This is a genomic window from Jiangella alkaliphila, assembly GCF_900105925.1.
GTDB lineage: Bacteria > Actinomycetota > Actinomycetes > Jiangellales > Jiangellaceae > Jiangella > Jiangella alkaliphila.
The window spans coordinates 3,430,676-3,451,801 of record NZ_LT629791.1; the positions used below are offsets into that span (position 1 = coordinate 3,430,676).

Sequence of the window (21,126 nt, forward strand, 5' to 3'; positions counted from 1 at the left end):
TCTACGCCAGCGATGGTCGCGGCTCATGGCCGTGGCGCTCGCCGCAGTGTTAGCGATACCACTCCTGACCGCGCTCCCGTCGACGGCTCACGAAGGTGAGCACGGCGAGGAGGCGCACGTCCTGATCTTCACCAAGACCACCCAGTTCCGGCACACCGAGGCGATCACGCAGGGTGTGCCCGTGCTCCAGGCGGCGTTCGAGGCCGCCGGCATCACCTCCGAGCACACCGAGGACTCGTCGATCTTCAACGACGAGGACCTCTCCCACTTCGACGCGCTGATCATGTTCCAGGCGTCCGGCGACCCGTGGACGGCCGAGGAGAAGGCCGCCATGGAGCGCTACCAGCAGGCCGGCGGCGGCATCGTCGCGATCCACAACTCCGCCGACATGCGCGGCAACTACGCCTGGTGGGACACCCTCATCGGCTCGCTGATGCCGGGCCACGCGGCCACCGGTTCCAGCCCGGGCCTGCCCGGCACCGTCCGCATCGAGGACGGCGTCCACCCGTCGACGACGCACCTGCCGCAGCGCTGGGAGCGCGCCGACGAGTGGTACAACTTCTCGGCCAACGTCCGCGGCACGGCGCACGTGCTCGCGACCATGGACGAGACCACCTACGACCCGGGCGGCAACGCCCAGGGCTACGACCACCCGATCTCGTGGTGCAAGCCGTACGACGGAGGCCGCGCCTGGGTGACGGCGATGGGCCACTTCGGCGCCCACTACACGCAGGAACCCGACTTCGTGCAGCACATCCTCGGCGGCGTGCAGTGGGCCGCGGGCGTGGCCGAGGGCGACTGCGGCGGCACGGTGTGGGACCAGTACGAGAAGGTGCCGCTGGACCAGAACACCAGTGCCCCGTTCGCGATCGACGTCGCGCCGGACGGCCGGGTGTTCTTCACCGAGCTGGTCCGCGGGCAGATCCGCGTCTACGACCCCGCCACCCAGACCACGTCGACGGCCATCACCATCCCGGTGTACTCAGGCGGTGAGGACGGCCTGCTCGGCATCGCGCTGGATCCGGACTTCGAGACCAACGGGCACCTGTTCGTCTACCACTCGAAGGCGAGCGCGAACGACTCGGATCCGGCGAACTTCATCAGCACGCTGTCGCGGTACACGGTCGGCGCGAACTCGCAGATCGACCCCGCGTCCGAGGTCGTCGTGCTCGAGGTGCCGGCCCGCCGGCTCCCGGACGAGCCCGGCCACACCGGCGGCGGCCTGGCGTTCGGCCCGGACGGCAACCTGTTCCTGTCCGTCGGCGACGACGTCAACCCGCACTCGGAGCCGTCGGGCGGCTACGCACCGCTGTCCGAGCGCGCGGGCACGTTCCACGACGCCCGCGAGACGTCGGCGAACACCAACGACCTGCGCGGCAAGCTGCTGCGCATCACCCCGCAGCCGGACGGCAGCTACACGATCCCCGAGGGCAACCTGTTCCCGGAGGGGACCGCGCAGACCCGCCCGGAGATCTACGCGATGGGCTTCCGCAACCCGTTCCGGTTCTCCATCGACCCGGAGACCGGCTGGGTGGGCCTCGCCGACTACGGCCCGGACAACGGCAGCGACAGCGCGACCCGTGGTCCGGCCGGAATGGTCGAGTGGAACCTGATCAAGGAACCGGGCTTCTACGGCTGGCCGCTGTGCATCGGGCCGAACGAGCCGTACCTGGACGTCGACTACACGACCAACCCGGTGACGGTCGGCGCCCCGTTCGACTGCGACAACCCGGTCAACGACTCCGTCCGCAACACCGGCCTGACGGAGCTGCCGCCGGTGCAGGAGCCGGAGATGTATTACGGCTACGACTCGTCCTCGGTCCCGGGGGTCATCCCGGCCGGCGGCGGCCTGGCCCCGATGGGCGGCCCGTTCTACCAGTTCGACCCGGAGCTGGACTCGGACACGAAGTTCCCCGAGTACTACGACGGCAAGCCGTTCTTCTACGAGTGGGCCAAGAACCGGCTCTACTCGATCGACCTCAACCAGGAGACCGGCGACGTCGAGAAGGTGAACCCGTTCCTGCCGCCGCCGAACGAGCAGTGGATGGCGCCGATCGACTCCCAGTTCGGCCCCGAGGGTTCGATGTACGTCCTCGACTGGGGCGGCGGCTTCGGCCGTGACAACCCGAACTCGGGGCTGTACCGCGTCGACTACGTGTCCGGCTCACGCTCGCCGGTGGCGCACGCGACGGCGACGCCGGACTCCGGCCAGGCGCCGCTGGCCGTCCAGCTGGACGGCTCCGGCAGCACCGACCCCGAGGGTGAGGCGCTGACGTACGCCTGGGACTACACCAACGACGGCACCGTCGACTCCACCGAGGCGCAGGCGTCGTTCACCTACACCGAGAACGGGGTCTACAACGCCCGGCTCACGGTGACCGACCCGCACGGCAAGACCGGCACGACGACCGTGCCGATCACCGTCGGCAACACCCGGCCGGAGGTGACCTTCGACCTGCCGCCGGACGGCGCGTTCTTCGACTTCGGCGACACGGTCGCGTGGGACGTCGAGGTCACCGACGCCGAGGACGCCGAGATCGCCGACGAGGACGTCATCATCCAGCCGGCGCTGGGCCACGACGAGCACCCGCACCCGGCCGACCCGCTCAGCGGGCGCACGGGGCAGGTGCAGACGGCGCTCGGCGGCGGGCACAGCGAGGACATGAACGTCTTCTACATCCTCAACGCCCGCTACACCGACGGCGGCGGCGCCGGCGGCATCCCGGCGCTGGCCGGCGAGGACACGTCGTTGCTGTTCCCGCGGCAGCGCGAGGCGGAGTTCCACGACGACGCCGAGGGCGTCACCACGGGCCCGTCGCGCGACGTCGAGGGGCACGGCACCGCGATCGCCGGTGCTGACGGCGCGTGGGCGTCGTTCGACCCGGTCAATCTGCTCAACGTCGACGCGCTCGTGCTGCGGGCGTCGTCGTCGGCGGGCGGGCCGATCGAGCTGCGCCGCGACGCCCCCGACGGGCCGCTGCTGGGCACCGGCCAGGTCCCGGCGACGGGGTCCGGGTACGCCGACGTGGCGGTCGAGGTCGACGATCCGGGCGAGAGCTTCACGCTCTACGCGGTGTTCCCGGGCGCCGGCGAGCGGCGGCTGAACTTCATCGAGGCCGACGGCAAGGGCGCCGCGACCACGTCCAAGCCGAAGGTCGCCATCACCGCGCCGACGCCGGCCGACGAGCTGGAGCTGGGCGAGGTCCAGGTGACGGCCGACGCGAGTGACGCGGAGAACACGATCACCCAGGTCGAGTTCTTCGTCGGCGACGACTCCATCGGCGTCGACACCGAGGCGCCGTACGAGGCGACCTGGACGGTGACCGAGGAGCAGCGCTACCAGCTGACCGCGGTCGCCACGAACAACCTCGGCGCCAGCTCGACGTCGCGCATCGTGCAGGTCGAGATCGGTGACCTGTTCGGCGACTGGCTGACGTACTCGCACGCCAGCGCGGCCGGCACCTTCGACCGCCCGGACAACAACACCTGGGTGATCGAGTCCGGCGGCGGCAACATGTGGCAGGGGACGGACGAGTACAGCGCCGTGTACCTGCCGGGTGCGGCCGGCGCCACCGGCGACCAGTGGACGGCGACGGCGAAGGTGGTCAGCCAGACCAACTCCAACGCCTCCGCCAAGGCCGGCCTGATCGTCCGCAACGACGTCACGCAGCCGGGCGTCTCGCCGGGCTACGCGGCGATGGCGATGCGGGCGGGGCTGAGCTTCGAGTGGCTGCGCGACAGCGACGGCAACGGCCAGCTCGACGCCAGCACCAGCGCCGGCCAGAACGGCTACCCGGCGTGGGTGCGCATCGTCCGCGACGGCGACCTCTACACGTCGTACTGGAGCCGTGACGGCGAGACGTTCACCCAGGTGGGCGAGCCGGTGGCGTTGCCGGGCGCGACAGACGTCCAGGACATCGGCCTGGCCGTCACCGCGCACAGCGGCAGCGCGCGCACGGCGGCGGTGTTCACCGACTTCGTGCTCGAGGACGGCCTGCCCGGCGAGGGGCCGGACCCGGAGGAGCCGCCGGTCTGCCTGATCACCGGGACCGACCAGTTCGACGGTGACGCGCTGAACGAGACCCGGTGGACGACGGTGCGTGGCGCCGACGGCCTGCCTGCGAGCGTCGCCGACGGCGGCCTGGTGCTGCCCGTCACCAACGGCGACATCAACGAGGCCGTCGCCGGCCCGATCAGCTACGTCGGCCAGCCCACCCGCGACGGGGCGTGGACCGTCGAGACCGAGGTCTCGGTGGCGCACACCCGCGAGTGGCAGCACGCCGGCCTGCTGATGCATGGCACCGACGACGACTACGTCAAGCTGGCCTTCACCCGCACCAACTCGGGCAGCCGGATCCTCGAGTTCCAGACCGAGGCCGGCGGCACCCGGACCTGGCACGCCAACGTCACGCTGCCGGCGGACTTCCCGTCGACGGCGCATCTGCGGCTGGCCAGTGACGGCGAGCAGGTGACGGCGTCGTACTCGGCCGACGGCGAGACGTGGACGGCGCTGTCCGGCGCGGCGGCGCTGGTCGAGGACTCGACCATCGGCCTGATGGCGGCCGGTGACACGGCACCGCACGCGGTGAACGCCGTGTTCGACCACTTCACCATCACGCCGGACGTCGAGGACGACGGTCAGCGCGAGCCCACCGACGAGTTCGACGGCAGCGCGATCGACGGCTGCCGGTGGGACTCGGTGGTGCGCTACGACTCGACGGCGGCGAGCGTGGCCGACGGCCAGCTGCGCATCCAGACGCAGCCGGGCGACATCAACGGCGCCGCCAACGAGAACCCGCGCAACTTCATCCTCCAGGAAGTGCCCGAGGGTGAGGACTGGACGATCGAGACCCGGGTGACGCCGACGATGCTGCACCAGTGGCAGCTGGCCGGCCTCATGGTGTACGGCGATGACGACAACTACGTGAAGTTCGACGTCGTCGCGAACAACACCGCCGGCGCGGCGACCAACCTGCGCGCCGAGCTGGTCTCGGAGAAGGGCGGCCAGTTCGGCAACGGCGGCAACCGCAACATCGACATCCCGGAGACCAGCGAGAGCGGCTGGTACTACCTCCGGCTGACGAGGAGCGGTGACACCTACGCGGCGGAGATCAGCGACGGCGGGGTCAACTGGACCTCGCTGGGCGACCCGGTCACCAACGACGCCGAGCTCACCTCGTTCGGCCTCATGGCGATCGGCCCGCAGCAGACCCAGCCGGTCACGGTGGCGTTCGACTACTTCCGGGTCACGACGGACCAGCCGGACACCACCCCGCCCGCGATCACGGTCGAGGGCGTCGCCGACGGCGGCGGCTACGACCTGGCCACGGCGCTGGAGCTGAGCGCGACGGCGACGGACGATGTGTCCCGCGACGTCGTGGTGCTGCTCACCCTCGACGGTGAAGCGGTCGAGAACCCGTCGGCCGTCACCCCGGAGTTGGGCGCGCACACGCTGGTGGCCATCGCCACCGACGAGGCGGGCAACGCCGCGGAGACGACCGTCGCGTTCGAGGTCGTCGCGACCTTTGACGGCGCCCAGGCCCTGGTGCAGCGCTACCGGGCGGACGGGACCGTGCAGCGGTCCGTGGCCACCCAGCTGAACACCCACCTGGCCAACGCCGAGCGGCTGGCCGGGCAGGGGACCTCGGGTGCGGCGACCTCACTGGACCGTTACGAGGCGCTCGCAGAGGGGGTGACGGACGAGACCGCGCGCGGCTGGCTGCTGGCGTACGCCGACGCGCTGCGGGCTCAGCTCTAACACCGCAGACGTGCCGGGCGGCGGTGGTCATCGTCACCGCCGCCCGGCACCCGAGCCGAGCACACCATTCGCGGCCGAGGCGAGTGGACGGGGGACCGAGGGGCGCACGTTCGACGTTCGTTGGAGGCACCGTTGCCACACCACCCGAGACACCCACGATCCCTGCTCAGATCCGCGGCGATCGCCGCGGCCGGAGCGCTCCTCCTCCCACTCGCCGCGACCACGGCGCCGGCCGCCGCCGAGCCGGTCGTCACTCAGGACTTCGAGACCATGCACGAGGGCGCCCACGTCCTCGTGTTCAGCAAGACCGCCGGCTTCCGGCACGACTCCATCCCGACCGGCATCGCCACTATCCAGGAGCTCGGCACCGAGCGCGGCTGGGAGGTCACGGCGACGGAGGACGCGGCCCAGTTCACGGCCGAGAACCTCGCGCAGTACGACGTCGTCGTCTGGCTGTCCACCACCGGTGACGTGCTGAACGACGAGCAGCAGGCCGCGTTCGAGGGCTACATCGCCGCCGGCGGCGGGTACGCCGGCGTGCACGCGGCCGCCGACACCGAGTACGACTGGGCCTGGTACGGCGGGCTGGTGGGCGCGTACTTCCAGTCGCACCCGCAGATCCAGCCGGCCACCGTCGTCGTCGAGGACCGCGTCCACCCGTCCACGCAGCACCTGCCGGACCGGTGGGAGCGCACCGACGAGTGGTACGACTACCGCGCCAGCCCGCGCGGCGACGTGCACGTGCTGGCGTCGCTGGACGCGGACAGCTACGAGGGCGATGTCATGGGTGCGGACCACCCGATCGCCTGGTGTCAGGACTACGAGGGCGGCCGGTCCTGGTACACCGGCGGCGGGCACACCCAGGAGTCCTACGCCGAGGCGGAGTTCCGCGAGCACCTCGCCGGCGGCATCGAGACCGCCGCGGGCGTGGCCGACGCGGACTGCGGCGCCACCGTCACGGAGAACTTCGACCAGATCACGCTGGCCCGCGGCCCGGTGGAGATGGGCGAGCCGATGGGCGTCGCGGTGCTGCCCGACGGCAGCGCGCTGCACACGTCGCGCGACGGCCAGGTCTTCTACACCGCCGAGGCCGGCCAGACGACGCTGGCGGCGGACATCCCGGTGTACGACTTCCGGGAGGACGGCATGCAGGGCATCGCCGTCGACCCGGACTTCGCCACCAACGGCTGGGTGTACCTCTATTACTCGCCGCCGCTGAACACGCCGCCGGGCGAGGTCGCGCACTCGAGCCTGAACCCGGCGACCTGGGAGGCGTACGAGGGCCACAACAACCTGTCCCGCTTCACCTTCGCCGACGGCGTGCTGGACCCGGCGTCGGAGCAGGTGATCCTGCAGGTCCCGCAGGACCGCGGCAACTGCTGCCACCACGGCGGCGAGATCGACTTCGACGCCGACGGCAACCTCTACCTGTCGACCGGCGACGACACCGACCCGTTCGAGTCCAACGGGTACGCGCCGATCGACGACCGGACGACCCGCGCGCCGCAGTTCGACGCGCGCCGCACGTCGGGCAACACGAACGATCTGCGCGGCAAGATCCTGCGTATCACCGTGCAGGAGGACGGCTCGTACACGGTCCCGGACGGCAACCTGTTCGCGCCGGGCACCGAGGACACCCGGCCGGAGATCTACGCGATGGGCTTCCGCAACCCGTTCCGCATCAGCGTCGACCAGGAGACCGGCGACGTGTGGGTGGGCGACTACGGCCCCGACTCCGGCGGCCCGAACCAGTACGGCCCCGGCGGGCAGGTCGAGTTCAACCGCGTCACCGAGCCGGGCAACTTCGGCTGGCCGTACTGCACCGGCCTCAACACGGCGGCCGAGACGTACGCGGACCGCGACTTCACCTCGTACTACGGCATCGACCCGAACACCGGGCAGCCGGACCCGAACGACGGCACGCAGGACCCCGTCGGCGCGAAGTTCGACTGCGCCAACGGCCCGGCGAACGACTCCGCGCTGAACACCGGGTTGCCGACGGTGCCGCCCGCGGTCGCCGCGTGGTTGCCGTACGACGGCGGGTCGGTGCCCGAGCTGGGCAGCGGCAGCGAGTCGCCGATGGCCGGCCCGGTCTACCGCTACGACCCGGAGCTGGAGTCGGAGACGAAGTTCCCCGAGTACTACGACGGGCAGTTCTTCGCCTACGAGTTCGGCCGCCGCTGGATCAAGAACATGTCGGTCGACGGCGACGGCGGGCTGCTGCACATCGGCCCGTTCTCGGACTTCATGCAGAACACCCAGCTGATGGACCTGGAGTTCGGCCCCGAGGGGTCGCTCTACGTGCTCGACTACGGCACCGGGTTCTTCAACGGCGACGAGAACTCCGCGCTCTACCGCATCGACTACGTCGCCGGCACCCGCTCGCCGTCCGCCGTCGCCACCGCGACGCCGACGTCGGGGCTGGCGCCGCTGACCGTCGAGTTCTCCTCGGAGGGCTCCGCCGACCCGGACCCGGGTGACGTCCTCACCTACGCGTGGGACTTCCAGTCGGACGGGACGGTGGACTCCACCGAGCCGGCCGCGTCGTTCACGTACACCGCCAACGGCGAGTACACGGCGACGCTGACCGTCACCGACTCCGACGGCAACACCGGCGTGGCCACGGCGCACGTCATCGTCGGCAACACCGCGCCGGTGATCGAGTTCGTGTCGCCGCCCAACGGCGGCCTGTTCACCTTCGGCGAGGACGTCGCGTTCGAGGTCAGCGTCACCGACCCGGACGGGCAGCCGGTCGACTGCGAGGACGTCGAGGTGACGTTCGCGCTCGGGCACGACCAGCACACGCACGGCGGCGAGTCTGTCAACGGCTGCTCCGGCACCATCGCGACCGGCACCGACGGCTCGCACGGCACCGACGACAACATCTTCGGGCTGCTGCTGGCCGAGTACACCGACGTCCCGCCGTCGCCCGACACCGTCCCCGTCACCGGGACCGCCGAGCTGGTGCTGCAGCCGATGCACCGTCAGGCCGAGCACTTCTCGGCGCAGAACGGCGTCCAGGTGGTCAGCCACGGCGGGGCCGAGGGCGGCGCCCGGGTCGGCTACATCGACCCCGGTGACTGGATCTCGTTCGAGCCGTGGAACCTCGCCGGCGCGAGGTCGGTGCAGCTGCGGGTGTCGGCCGGCGGTCCCGGCGGCACCGTCGAGGTGCGCACGGGTGCGCCGGACGGCCCGCTCGCGGCGACCGTCTCCGTGCCGCATACGGGGAGTCCCGACAACTACGTCGACCTCGAACCCGTCCCGCTGACCGACCCGGGGACGGGCACCGCCCCGCTGTACCTGGTGTTCCAGGGCAACGGCGGCGGGCTGATGGACATCGACGCGTTCACGTTCAGCACGGACGCGGCGGCGTGCGAGGACCCGGGCGCCGAGGTCGACCCGAACGACGCGTTCGACGGCACCTCGCTGGACCGGTGCCGGTGGACGACGATCCTGCGGCCGAACCCGGCTGAGATGGGGGTGGAGGACGGTCACCTGCGCATCGACGCGCTGGAGGGTGACATGTTCGGCGGCAACACCACCGCCGCCAACGTCGTGCTGCAGCCGATCGCCGACCCGGCGGCCGGCTTCGAGACGTCGACCCAGCTGGCGATCCCGGCCGGCGGCGACTTCGAGCAGGCCGGGCTGATCGTCCACTCCGGCGACCAGAACTTCGCCAAGGCCGTCCTCATCAACATCCCGGGCCAGGGCTGGCGGTTCGAGTTCGGCCTCAACCAGGGCGGGCAGGCGGTGTTCGACGCCGCGCTGGACCGCTCCGGGCCGCTGCCGGCGGGCATCAACGAGAACGCCCACGTCAAGATCGTCAGCAACGGCGCGACGCTGACCGCGTACTGGTCGGCCGACGGCGAGGAGTGGACGGCGTTCGGGCGGCCGCGTCCGACGTCGGGGCTGCCCACACCGCGGGTCGGGCTGGCCGCGTACAACGGCGTGGGGCAGCCCGCCACGTTCGAGCACTTCACCTTCGGTGAGGCGCCTACGGTCCAGTGCGACCCGACCGACCCGGGGGCGGGCTACCAGAGCCTGTTCGACGGGACGGCGGACAGCCTGGCGGCGTGGCGGATGGCCGGTCCGGGTGGGTTCCTGCACGCCGACTGCGAGCTGGTCTCGTACGGCGGGCTGGGGCTCTACTGGTACGACCAGGCGTTCACGGACTACTCGCTCAAGCTGGACTGGATGATGCCGGGCGACGACAACTCCGGCATCTTCGTCGGGTTCCCCGACCCCGGCACCGACCCCTGGCTGGCGGTGAACCAGGGCCACGAGATCCAGATCGACGCGACGGACGCGCCGGACCGCACGACCGGTGCGATCTACGCGTTCCAGTCCGCCGATCTTGCTGCCCGGGATGCTGCTCTTGAGGCGCCAGGTGAGTGGAACGAGTACGAGATCGTCGTACAGGGCGACCGGATCAGGGTGTACCTCAACGGTGAGCTGATCAACGACTACACCGACACCGACCCGAACCGGATGAACCAGCCCAGCTTCGTCGGCATCCAGAACCACGGCAACGGCGACGACGTGTACTTCCGGAACGTCCGTATCCAGGAGTTCACGTTCGCCTCCGGCGCCGGGCTGGTCGCCGACCACTATGCGGCCGGGGCACTGAACCGGCAGCAGGAGCGGCAGCTGACCCAGCACCTGTCCATGGCCTCGCGACTGGCCGATGACGGCCAGACCGCGCAGGCCGAGCGGTCGCTGGACCGCTATGGTGCCGTCGCCGACGGTGTCCAGGACGAGGCGGTTCGGGCTGAACTGCTCCGTATGGGCGACGCCTTGCGGGCGCGCCTGTAACCACCAGCGGCCGTCCGGGCCGGCGCCCCCCGCTGGTCCGGACGGCCGTCACAGAGAGGAGACGTCACCGTGCAAGCTCAACGTCCTGCGAACGTGGCGAACCGACGCGACGAATCACGGAGACCGAGTGCGCGCGGCGGACGGGGGACCGGTGCCGGCCGGTCCTCGTCCCCGGCGCCGGGGCAGCAGACCCCGCCCCGGCGCCGGGGATTCTGGATCGCCGTCGCGGCGGTCCTCGCCGCCGCCAACATCGTGCTGGCCACCCTGGTCCTCACCAGCGGCGACGACGACAGCGACCCGGTGGCCGACCGCGTCGCCGAACTGGAGGCCCAGGAGGCGGACCGCCAGCTCGAACTCGTCGGCCAGCTGACCGAACAGACCACCGCGGCGCACGCCGGCCTGCTGAGCGTCATCGAGGGCCTGCACACCGTGGTGCCCACCGGCGAGCCCGCCGTCGTCTCGCCGTCGGTCGACCCCGCCGCCTGGCACACCGCCGTCGGCGCCGCCATCGGCACCTACGGCGACGCGCCGTCCGGCTCGACCGAGTTCAACACCGCCCGCAACGGCCTGCTCCTGGCCATCGACCTCCTCGGCTCCGCCGCGACGGCCTATGAGGCGGCCGTGGTGGCGCCTGCCGGGCCGCAGCAGGAGGAGCTGCTGGAGCTGGCCGGCCGGCTGCGCGACCAGGCGGTGGCGGCCTGGTCGGTCGCGGCGACGCAGCTCGACGTCCTGAACATCGACGCCGGCAACGGCCACGTCCACATCACCCTGCCGTCCCGCCCCGGCGAGGAGGTGGACCCGCACGGCGGCGTCGGCTTCGAGCCCTCCCAGGAGGACCACGCCGGTCATACGGAGTAGCGCTTTGGGGGTTGGCGGGGGTTTGCCGAGTTGGCCGTCCCCCTGCTGCCAATGGTCTTAGCCGTGGACGTGCGCCTCAAGTCCGACGCCTCTGCTGGTTGCGGTGGTCTGTGGTTGGGGGCTCTGGACTTGACCCGCGCGTCCCCGGTCCAGGAACGGGCAGCTATCAGGGGGACGGGGGAGGTGTGGCGACGGGCGGGTCCTGGTCTGGCGTTACCAACCTGGGTGTGGAGCGCGTCCTGGGTGTGAGTCGCGTTTTGGGGCCCGTTTCGGCGGTTCAGCGCGACTCACACCCAGGACGCGCCTCACACCCAGGGCTGTGCCCGGTTCTTCCCCGTCCCCCTGATAGCGCCCTTGGGCCGGGGGCGGGCGCGCGGGTCAAGCGGTCCCGTCGGCGCGAAGCGCCCAAATTGTCCGCTTGAGGCGCGGGTGCGCGGCTAAGAAAATGGGCAGCAGGGGACGTCCAACTCGGCAAACTCCCGGCCAACCCCCGCCCCAACACTGAACCATGAGACGAACGCGTTCACGATGGGAGACACTTTCGCGGGGTGGCGGCGAAAGTATGGCACCATAGCTCCATGGCGCATACGCTCGCCGGACGGCCTGAGACGGCCACCCAGGCGAAAGTCCTCAAGCTGCTGCGCGACGAGGGACCGCTCTCCAGGGTGGAGCTCGCCGACCGGCTCGGAGTATCCCGCACCACCATGGCCAGCGAGGTCAGTCGGCTGACCGAGCTGGGCCTGGCCGAGGGCGCCGGCCCCGCCGCGTCGCGGGGCGGGCGGCGGTCGACGCTGGTGGATCTGTCGTCGGACGTGCGGTTCGTCGGGGTGGCGATCGGGGCGACGACGGTGTCCGTCGCGCTCACCGACGGGCGGCTGACGGTGCTGGGGCAGCGATCGGTCGACATGGACGTGCGCCTCGGCCCGGAGCCGGTGCTGGCCCGCGCCCTCGAACTGACCCACAAGGTGCTGGCCGAACACGGCGTCACCCGCCCGGCCGGCGTCGGCGTGGGCGTGCCGGGACCGGTCGACTTCCACGGCGGCATGCCGGTCTCGCCGCCGATCATGCCCGGCTGGGACGGCTACCCGGTCCGCGACGCGCTCGCGCGCGAGCTGGGCTGCCCCGTGCTGCTCGACAACGACGTCAACGTCATGGCGCTGGGCGAGCAGCACTCCGGCGTGGCGAAGGCGGCCCGCGACTTCCTGTTCGTCAAGATCGGGACGGGCATCGGCTGCGGCATCGTCGTCGACGGGCAGCTGTACCGGGGCGTCGACGGGTGCGCGGGCGACATCGGGCACATCCGGGTCGAGGAGTTCGGCCCGACCTGCGCGTGCGGCAACACCGGCTGCCTCGAGGCGTTCTTCGGCGGCTCGGCGCTGGCTCGCGACGCGCTGGCGGCGGCCCGGGGCGGACGGTCGCCGGCTCTGGCGTCGCTGCTGGCCGAGAAGGGCGAGCTGACCGGCGCCGACGTCGCCGCGGCGGTGACGATGGGTGACCCGTACACCGTCCAGATGATCCGCGACGGCGGCCATCGCGTCGGCTGGGTGCTGGCCAGCCTGGTGTCGTTCTTCAACCCTGGCCTGATCGTCATCGGCGGCCGGGTGGCCCGCCTCGGGCACCCGCTGCTGGCCGAGATCCGCGGCGTCGTGTACCGGCGCTCGCTGCCGCTGGCCACCGGCAACCTGCCGGTCGTGCTCAGCGAGATGGGCGACGACGCGGGCGTGGTCGGCGCCGCGGCGCTGATCAGCGACGCCATCTACGCCGCGCCCTGACGCGGCCCGTTCTCGCACCTGCACAGACGTGAACTATCTCCGGCGACGTGCGTTACTTACCACGTCAAGTTTCGAAAGCCTGTGAGGAACTGTTGACCGGAGTTTTCCCCTACGTCTAGTTTGCGTGATCAACGGCCCTTTTGCGGCCGTTTTCTTCACGCGTTCGTGCGAGCCCGTGTCGGAGGGGAGGGGGGCACCGCTCGGCGCGCGCCGGCATCCCGTCACCGATCCCGCCGCAGCGGTCGATCGACTCAATGAGGAGAACGAGATGGCACGTCCCGAGATCGACCGACGGCGGTTCCTGGCCGCCGTCGCCGGCACCACGATGGCGGTGACCGCGGCCGGACTGGCCGCGCCGGCCGCCGCGAACGCGGCGAAGGGCATGCTGGTGCCGCCCGGCAAGATCGGCATCCAGCTGTTCACCATCCGCAACCTGGTCTCCTCGCTCGGCTTCCGGGCCGTCTTCGAGGAGCTGGCCCGCCTGGGCTACCAGAACGTCGAGTTCGCCGGCTACAGCTCGCCGGCCGAGCCGGGCATCACCGTCCAGCAGATCAAGCAGCTGCTCGACGACAACGGCCTCACCGGCATCGGCAGCCACGTCGGCCTGAACGCGTTCCGGACCAACATCGAGCTGGAGTTGGACCGCGCCGAGATCCTCGGCCTGCCGTTCATCGGCACCGCGAACGAGCCGGTGACGGCCGCCAACCGCACGGTGGCCGGCTACCGGGCCGCGGCGGCCGAGTTCAACGCGTTCGGCGCGGCCGCACAGGCGCGCGGGCTGTGCTGGTACCAGCACAACCATCAGAACGAGTTCCGGTTCGCCAACGACGACCCCAGCGTGCGCCTCTACGACCTCCTGCTCGCCGAGACGGACCCGAAGCTGGTCTTCCTCGAGATGGACATCTACTGGGCCTACGTCGGCCAGCACATCGCGCCCGGCTTCGACCCGATCGCCTACGTCATCGCCAACCGGCTGCGCTACCCGCTGTTCCACGCCAAGGACGGCCGCAGGTCCACGGCGGCGAACGGCTACGACATCGTCGAGTTCGGCGCCGGCGACATCGACTTCCAGCGCTTCTACACCAGCATCGGCTCCCGCGGCCGGCACTACTCGCTGTACGAGCAGGACAACGCCCCGAACACGTCACCGGACGTCGGCGGCGCGCTGGGCGCGGCCGAACGCAGCTTCGACGCCATCTACGAGCTCCGCGGCTGACGAGAGGACACTCCATGCGCCGCATCCGCAGCAGTCTGACCACCCTTCTCCTCGCCGTCGTCCTCCCCGCAGCCGCACTGACGGCGACGGCGCCGGCGATCGCCCACGAGGACCACGACCCCGGCGCCGCCGACCCCGCCGTCGACTGGGACAACTACGAGAAGATCCTGATCAGCAAGAGCACCGGCGAGCCGATCGACCTCGCCATCCTGCCCGACTCTCGCGTCCTGCACACCGCCCGCAACGGCGACGTGCGGCTGACCGACCCGTCCACCGGCATCACCCGCGTGGTCAACACGATCGACGTCTACGCGAACTCCGAGGACGGCCTGCAGACCATCGCCATCGACCCCGACTTCGCGACCAACCAGTGGGTCTACCTGCTGTACGCGCCGCGGGTCATGGAGGCGCCGTACCCGCAGACGACGCCGACGGGCAGCGCGCCGAACTCGCTGCCGGGCGGCGAGACCGAGGCCTACTGGGACCGCTGGAAGGGCTACAACGTCCTGTCCCGGTTCAAGTGGGACGAGGCGACCGACTCGCTGGACCTGTCCACCGAGCAGCAGATCATCAAGGTCGAGACGCAGCGCGGCCAGTGCTGCCACGTCGCCGGTGACATGGCCTGGGACGAGGACGGCAACCTGTACCTGTCGACCGGCGACAACACACCGGCCAGCACGCCGGGCGCCAACGGCATGGCACCCAACAACGACGCGCCGGGCATGAACCCGGGCTTCGACGCCCGCCGCGGCCCCGGCAACACCAACGACCTGCGCGGCAAGATCCTGCGCATCCACGTCGAGGACGACGGGTCGTACACCATCCCGGACGGCAACCTGTTCGCGCCGGAGACGGCGCAGACCCGCCCGGAGATCTACGTCATGGGCGTGCGCAACCCGTTCCGCATCGACTACGACGTCGAGACCGGCGCGCTGCTCTGGGGCGACTACGGGCCCGACGCCGGCGCGCCGAACGCGGACCGCGGCCCGATGGGCTACGTCGAGTGGCAGACCACGCTGGAGCCGATCAACGGCGGCTGGCCGTACTGCCACGGCCCGAACGCGAACTACAACGAGTGGAACTACGCGACGGCGACGCCTGGCGAGTGGTTCGACTGCGAGGCCGGCGCCGAGAACAACTCGCGCTGGAACACCGGCCTCGACGTCGTGCCGCCGGCCACCGCGCCGCACCTGTACTACGGCGACAACGCCAGCCACCAGCCGTGGCCGGAGCTGACCGACCTCGGCGGCGGCGGCCAGGGCCCGATGGGCGGCCCGGTGTACCGGTTCGACCCGGACAACCCGTCGCCGGCCAAGTTCCCCGAGTACTGGGACGGCCACCCGTTCTTCGCCGAGTTCTCCCAGGACTACGTGGTCGCGCTCACCCTGGACCTCGCCACCGCCGGCCCGGTCACCGACATCACCGACTTCCTGCCGAACGCGCACCTCAACCACGTCGCCCAGCCGATCTGGGACAACGTCATGGACATGGAGTTCGGCCCGGACGGCTCGCTGTACGTGCTGGAGTACGGCGACGGCTTCTTCCGGCAGAACCCCGACGCCGGCCTGTACCGGGTCGACTACGCCGAGGGCAACAAGTCGCCGCAGGCCCGGTTCACCGCCACGCCGATCTCCAGCAGCAACGCCCCGCTGACGGTGACGTTCGACGCCTCGGCGTCGGCCGACCCCGAGGGCGCCGCGCTGACCTACGAGTGGGACTTCGAGGGCGACGGCACGTTCGACGCCACCGGCGCCACCGTCACGCACACGTACACCGAGCTCGGCCAGTACAACGCCGCGCTGCGCGTCACCGACCCGTCCGGCAAGTTCGGCGTCCGGTCGACGCAGGTCACGGTCGGCAACGTGGCCCCGACGGTCACGCTGGACACCCCGACCGGCGGCTTCTTCGACTGGGGCCAGGCGGTGCCGGTGACGACGTCCGTCAGCGACCCCGAGGACGGCAACACCCCGGTCTGCTCGCGGGTGAGCTGGGCGTTCGGCCTGGGTCACGACGAGCACGCGCATCCGCTCAGCTCGGGCACCGGCTGCACGTTCGGCGTCCCGACGCCGGCCGACGCGCCGGAGCACGGCGAGACGGAGAACATCTACGGCGCGCTGGTGGTCGGCTACACCGACAACGGCCACCTGGGCGTCCCGCCGGCCCGCGGCGAGGCGTCGCTGCTGCTGAACCCGAAGACGCAGCAGGCGGAGTGGTTCGATGCGAGCAACGGCGTGCAGATCACCGAGGACCCCGACGCGAACGGCCTGCGCAAGGTGACCTCGTTCGACGCCGGCGACTGGATCGCCTTCGACCCGGTCAACCTGGCCAACATCGACAGCGTCATCGCCCGCGCCTGGGGACGGGGCACGCTGCACCTGCGCTGGAACGACCCGAAGGCGCCGCCGTTCGCGCAGCTCTCGTTCCGCAACCGGACCGGCTGGTTCGAGGTGGAGCAGGCGCTGGCCAACGCGCCGTCCGGCTCCGGCCGGCTGTACCTGACGTCGACCAGCGGGTTCGAGCTGGACGAGGTGCGCTTCGTCGGTGACGGCGTGGCCGACATGACCCCGCCGACGGTCAGCCACACGCTGAACCCGGCGGCGCCGAACGGCCAGAACGGCTGGTACACCGGCGACGTCACGCTGACCGTCAACGCCACCGACAACGGCACCGTCGCCAGCCGGCAGCGCTCCACCGACGGCGGCGTCACCTGGGTCAACGCCAACAACCCGCTGACCATCACGGCGCAGGGCAGCACGACGGTGCAGTACCGGGCGACCGACAACGGCGGCAACGTGTCGTCCGTCGGCTCCGTCACGGTGAAGATCGACAAGACCCCGCCGGCCGCGTCGATCACCGGTGTCGACAACGGCGGCAGCTACGCCGCGAGCGGCACGCTCGCGCCGTCGTTCGCCGGCACCGACGCGGTCTCCGGGCTCGCCTCGGTGACGGGGACGCTGGACGGCGCGCCGCTGGCGTCCGGCGCCACGGTGCAGTTGTGGACGCTGACCGTCGGCCAGCACACGCTGGTCGCCACGGCCACCGACAACGCCGGCCGTCAGGGCACCGCGACGACGGCATTCACCGTCACGACGTCCTTGGCCGACCTCGCCGCGATCCTCGATCACTACGACGGCGCGGGCGTCCTGACATCGGGTGGTGAGAGCCGGCTGCGGCTGCACCTCGACGCCGCAGTGCGGCACGCCGACGCCGGCCGGAACGAGAGCGCGGTCCGGTCGCTGGGCCAGTTCCTGTCCACAGCCAGGAGCGCCACGTTCGTCACCGACGCCGGGGCGCGCGCGGCGCTCACCCACCACACGGAGGTGGTGAGCGCCCAGCTGAGCTGACGGTTCAGCTCGCGACGCCGGTGGGCCGGGCCGCAGACCGGCCCACCGGCGCTTCGCCATGCCCGCTTCCCGGCCGTCGCGCGGTGCGCACTTTCGTCACGTCGCCGCCAAGATTGCACGGTTTATGGTGAAACTGTTTCAAACGTCTTGACATAGAGGAAACAGGACGTTTATCTGAGGCCGTCCGAACCGTTGTGATCGGAGGGCAGCATGCGCAAAGCCGTAGTGATGGCGGCGGGGGCGCTCGTAGCGTCCACGCTCGTTGCGGCACCAGGGCTGGCGGCGTCCGGGGCACCAGCCCCAGCCGGTGGCCCAGAAGCGGCACCGCCGGATTCGGCGTTCCAGAAGGTCACCCTCAACGACACACCGGGGGAGCCGATGGACCTCGCGGTCCTCCCGGACGGCCGGGTGCTGCACACCACCCGGGCCGGCGAGGTGTGGCTGCACGACCCCGAGACCCGGCTCAACACGCTGGCCGCGGAGCTCGACGTCTACGAGCACGACGAGGAAGGCCTGCAGAGCATCGCCATCGATCCCGGGTTCGGCAAGACCAACCGGTGGATCTACCTCTACTACTCGCCGCCGCTGGACACCCCGCTCGACAACCCCGACACCCCGACCGTCAACGAGGGCGACGCGCTGTTCGACGGCGTGCCCGCGGACTGGGAGCCGTTCAAGGGGCACATCACGCTGGCGCGGTTCCAGCTGAAGGGCGACCGGATCGACCTGGGGACGGAGCAGCACATCCTCGACGTCCCGGTCGACCGCGGCATCTGCTGCCACGTCGGCGGCGACATCGCCTTCGACGAGGACGGCCTCCTGTACCTAGGCACCGGCGACGACACCAACCCGTTCGAGTCCGACGGGTTCGCGCCGATCGACGAGCGGACCACTCGCAACCCGGCCTTCGACGCCCAGCGCACGTCGGCGAACACCAACGACCTGCGCGGCAAGATCCTGCGCATCAAGGTGGGGCGCAACGGCGGGTACACGATCCCCAGGGGCAACCTGTTCAGGGCCGGCACCGAAGGCACCAAACCGGAGATCTACGCGATGGGCCTGCGCAACCCGTTCCGCCTGGACGTGCAGCCGGAGACCGGCGACGTCTACGTCGGCGACTACTCGCCCGACGCGGGCGAGGCCGACCCCGCACGCGGACCGGCCGGCCAGGGCAAGTGGACCGTCGTCCGCGAGCCGGGCAACTACGGCTGGCCCTACTGCGCTACGGCCGAGCTGCCGTACGTCGACTTCGACTTCGGCACCGGGGCGTCCGGCGCGGCGTTCGACTGCGCGGCGCCGGTCAACGAGTCGCCGCACAACACCGGGCGCACCGAGCTGCCGGAAGTGGTGCAGCCGGACATCTGGTACGGCTACGGCGAGTCGGCGGAGTTCCCGGAGCTGGGCACCGGCGGCATCGGCCCGATGGGCGGCCCGGCCTACGACTACGACTCGCGCGACACCCGCGGCCGCGCGCCGATCGCCTGGCCGAAGTACTACGACGGCGTCCCGCTGCTCTACGAGTGGACCCGCGACTGGATCCAGGGCATCCACCTGGACCGCCGCGGCAACGTCGAGGAGATCGAGCAGTTCATCCCGTCCGTCGTCACGGACAACCCGATGGACCTCGAGTGGGGCCCCGACGGCGCGCTCTACGTGCTCGAGTACGGCGACGGCTACTTCGCCGAGAACCCCGACGCTCAGCTGTCGCGCATCGACTACATCGGCGTGGGCGGCAACCACACGCCGACGCCCGTGGTCGCGGCCGACGTCACCGAGGGGCACGCGCCGATGGCGGTGCAGTTCTCCAGCGCCGGTACGGCCGACGCCGACGGCGACCGGATCCGCTACGAGTGGGACTTCGACGGCGACGGCCGCATCGACTCGCGTGAGCCGAACCCCTCGCACACCTACGAGGAGAACGGCCTGTACCACGCGACGCTGAAGGTCACCGACCTCGGCGGGCGGCACCGCGGCAAGTCGGCGTCGGCCGAGGTCGACATCATCGTCGGCAACCTCACGCCGCAGGTCTCGTTCGTCACGCCGTCCGACGGCGACACGTTCAACTTCGGCGACCAGGTGGCCTACGAGGTGCAGGTCACCGACGACCAGCCGGTGGACTGCGCCCGGGTGCGGGTGACGTACATCCTCGGCCACGACGAGCACGGCCACCCGCAGACGACGGCCCTGGGCTGCAGCGGCACGCTGCTGACCACACTGCCGGGCGGTCACGACCCCGGCGACAACCTGACCGGCGTCTTCAACGTCACGTACACCGACGACCCCGGCGAGGGAGTGCCGGCGCTGACAGACAGCGCGGAGGTGGTGCTGGTTCCGGAGGGCTGACGCCCTGACCGTCCGGACGCACACGCCGGCCGGGTTCTCGTCCACGGGGCGAGAACCCGGCCGGCCCCGCGTCCCGGGGCCCTACTCCCAGACGCGGGCCGCGGCGGCGAACTCGGCGGGGTCGCTGTGCACCGGGATGACGCACAGCAGGTGGCCGCCCGGAACGCGCAGCGTGTGGCAGCCCTGCCAGCTGCCGGCCTCGACGGCGCCGAGGCCGGTGAGCCGCGCCACCTCGGCCGCGACGTCGTCGGTCTCGATGTCGACGTGGTAGCGGGCCGGCCCGTCCTCGAGGGCCTGGACGGCGGTCACGAGGCCGGGGACAGCGCCGGGCAGCCCGCGGAACTGCGGCTCGCCCGGCGGGCTCTGGCTGGTCGTGCCGAGCGCGGCGGTCCAGAACGCCACGCTCCGCCCGGCCTCCTCGGCCGGCGCGTCGATGAGCAGGGTGGAGAGACGGCTGCGATGCATGCCCCGTGACGCTACCCGCCAGGCTGTCCGCACCGCTTTGCAATGGACGCCTCTACGCACCACCTGTCCGCGGCAGCAGGATCGGGACTTGGCTCGGCTGACCATCACCTTGGCAAGGCTGGTCATCGCGCGGACGCCCGGAATGCCCGGTTCCGAGCGGCGACCAGCCTTACCAAGCTGCGCCCGGCCGCGAGTGGTGCGTGGAGGTGCTCATTGCAAAGCCGCCGCACGCCACCAGAACCGGCCGATGGCCAGGTCGCTGGCCGGCGACTCCGTCATCGCCCGCCGGCGGCGGGAGCCTTGAAACGGTTCGCCACTTTGTCCAATGAAAGTCAGAAGTTCGACATTCGTATGCGCGAAACCTGGATTCAGTGCTGTCGTTCTGCCGTCGCGGCGCCGGATGTTGCCGAACCGTGACCTCTCCGCCGCAGCCGTCGGCGGCGCCGAGCCCCGCGTCGGCGCGCAACCGACAACCCGCAGCTCAGGACGTATATCGCCTGGTATAGACCGGATCATCCGGCCGTTCCATCGGCCGCGCCAACGCCCGTCGTCGCCCGG

The 21,126-nt window shown here is 71.1% G+C and carries 8 protein-coding genes; 7 read left to right on the forward strand and 1 reads right to left on the reverse strand.

The window, feature by feature from the left end; translation table 11 throughout:
- The first annotated feature begins 25 nt into the window (after positions 1-25).
- The 7 genes from BLV05_RS15760 to BLV05_RS15790 all read left to right on the forward strand — a co-directional run bounded on the left by BLV05_RS15760 (position 26) and on the right by BLV05_RS15790 (position 20,103).
- Complete coding sequence (locus BLV05_RS15760) at positions 26-5,758, forward strand: ThuA domain-containing protein (protein WP_052762641.1); 5,733 nt, start codon at positions 26-28, stop codon at positions 5,756-5,758.
- Positions 5,759-5,890: 132 nt separating this feature from the next.
- Entirely contained in the window at positions 5,891-10,570 is a 4,680-nt protein-coding gene (locus BLV05_RS15765; protein WP_172860657.1) for a ThuA domain-containing protein, read from the forward strand.
- 93 nt (positions 10,571-10,663) lie between these two features.
- Positions 10,664-11,428 (forward strand): hypothetical protein, encoded by a 765-nt coding sequence (locus tag BLV05_RS15770; protein ID WP_052762640.1) that lies wholly within the window; start codon positions 10,664-10,666, stop codon positions 11,426-11,428.
- Positions 11,429-12,006: 578 nt separating this feature from the next.
- Positions 12,007-13,200, forward strand: a complete 1,194-nt coding sequence (locus BLV05_RS15775) for an ROK family transcriptional regulator (protein ID WP_046769817.1) — start codon at positions 12,007-12,009, stop codon at positions 13,198-13,200.
- Positions 13,201-13,468: 268 nt separating this feature from the next.
- Positions 13,469-14,416 carry a sugar phosphate isomerase/epimerase family protein gene (locus tag BLV05_RS15780; protein WP_046769816.1) on the forward strand — a complete coding sequence of 316 codons (948 nt, stop codon included), beginning with the start codon at positions 13,469-13,471 and terminating at the stop codon, positions 14,414-14,416.
- Positions 14,417-14,430: 14 nt separating this feature from the next.
- The gene (locus BLV05_RS15785; RefSeq protein ID WP_046769815.1) at positions 14,431-17,760 is read left to right on the forward strand and encodes a PQQ-dependent sugar dehydrogenase; all 3,330 of its coding nucleotides are present in this window, start codon (positions 14,431-14,433) and stop codon (positions 17,758-17,760) included.
- Positions 17,761-17,970: 210 nt separating this feature from the next.
- Entirely contained in the window at positions 17,971-20,103 is a 2,133-nt protein-coding gene (locus tag BLV05_RS15790; RefSeq protein ID WP_046769814.1) for a PQQ-dependent sugar dehydrogenase, read from the forward strand.
- An 81-nt stretch (positions 20,104-20,184) separates the two neighbouring features.
- Here BLV05_RS15790 and BLV05_RS15795 read toward each other — a convergent pair whose 3' ends face one another.
- Positions 20,185-20,568 (reverse strand): VOC family protein, encoded by a 384-nt coding sequence (locus BLV05_RS15795; RefSeq protein WP_046769813.1) that lies wholly within the window; start codon positions 20,566-20,568, stop codon positions 20,185-20,187.
- Positions 20,569-21,126 lie beyond the last annotated feature (558 nt).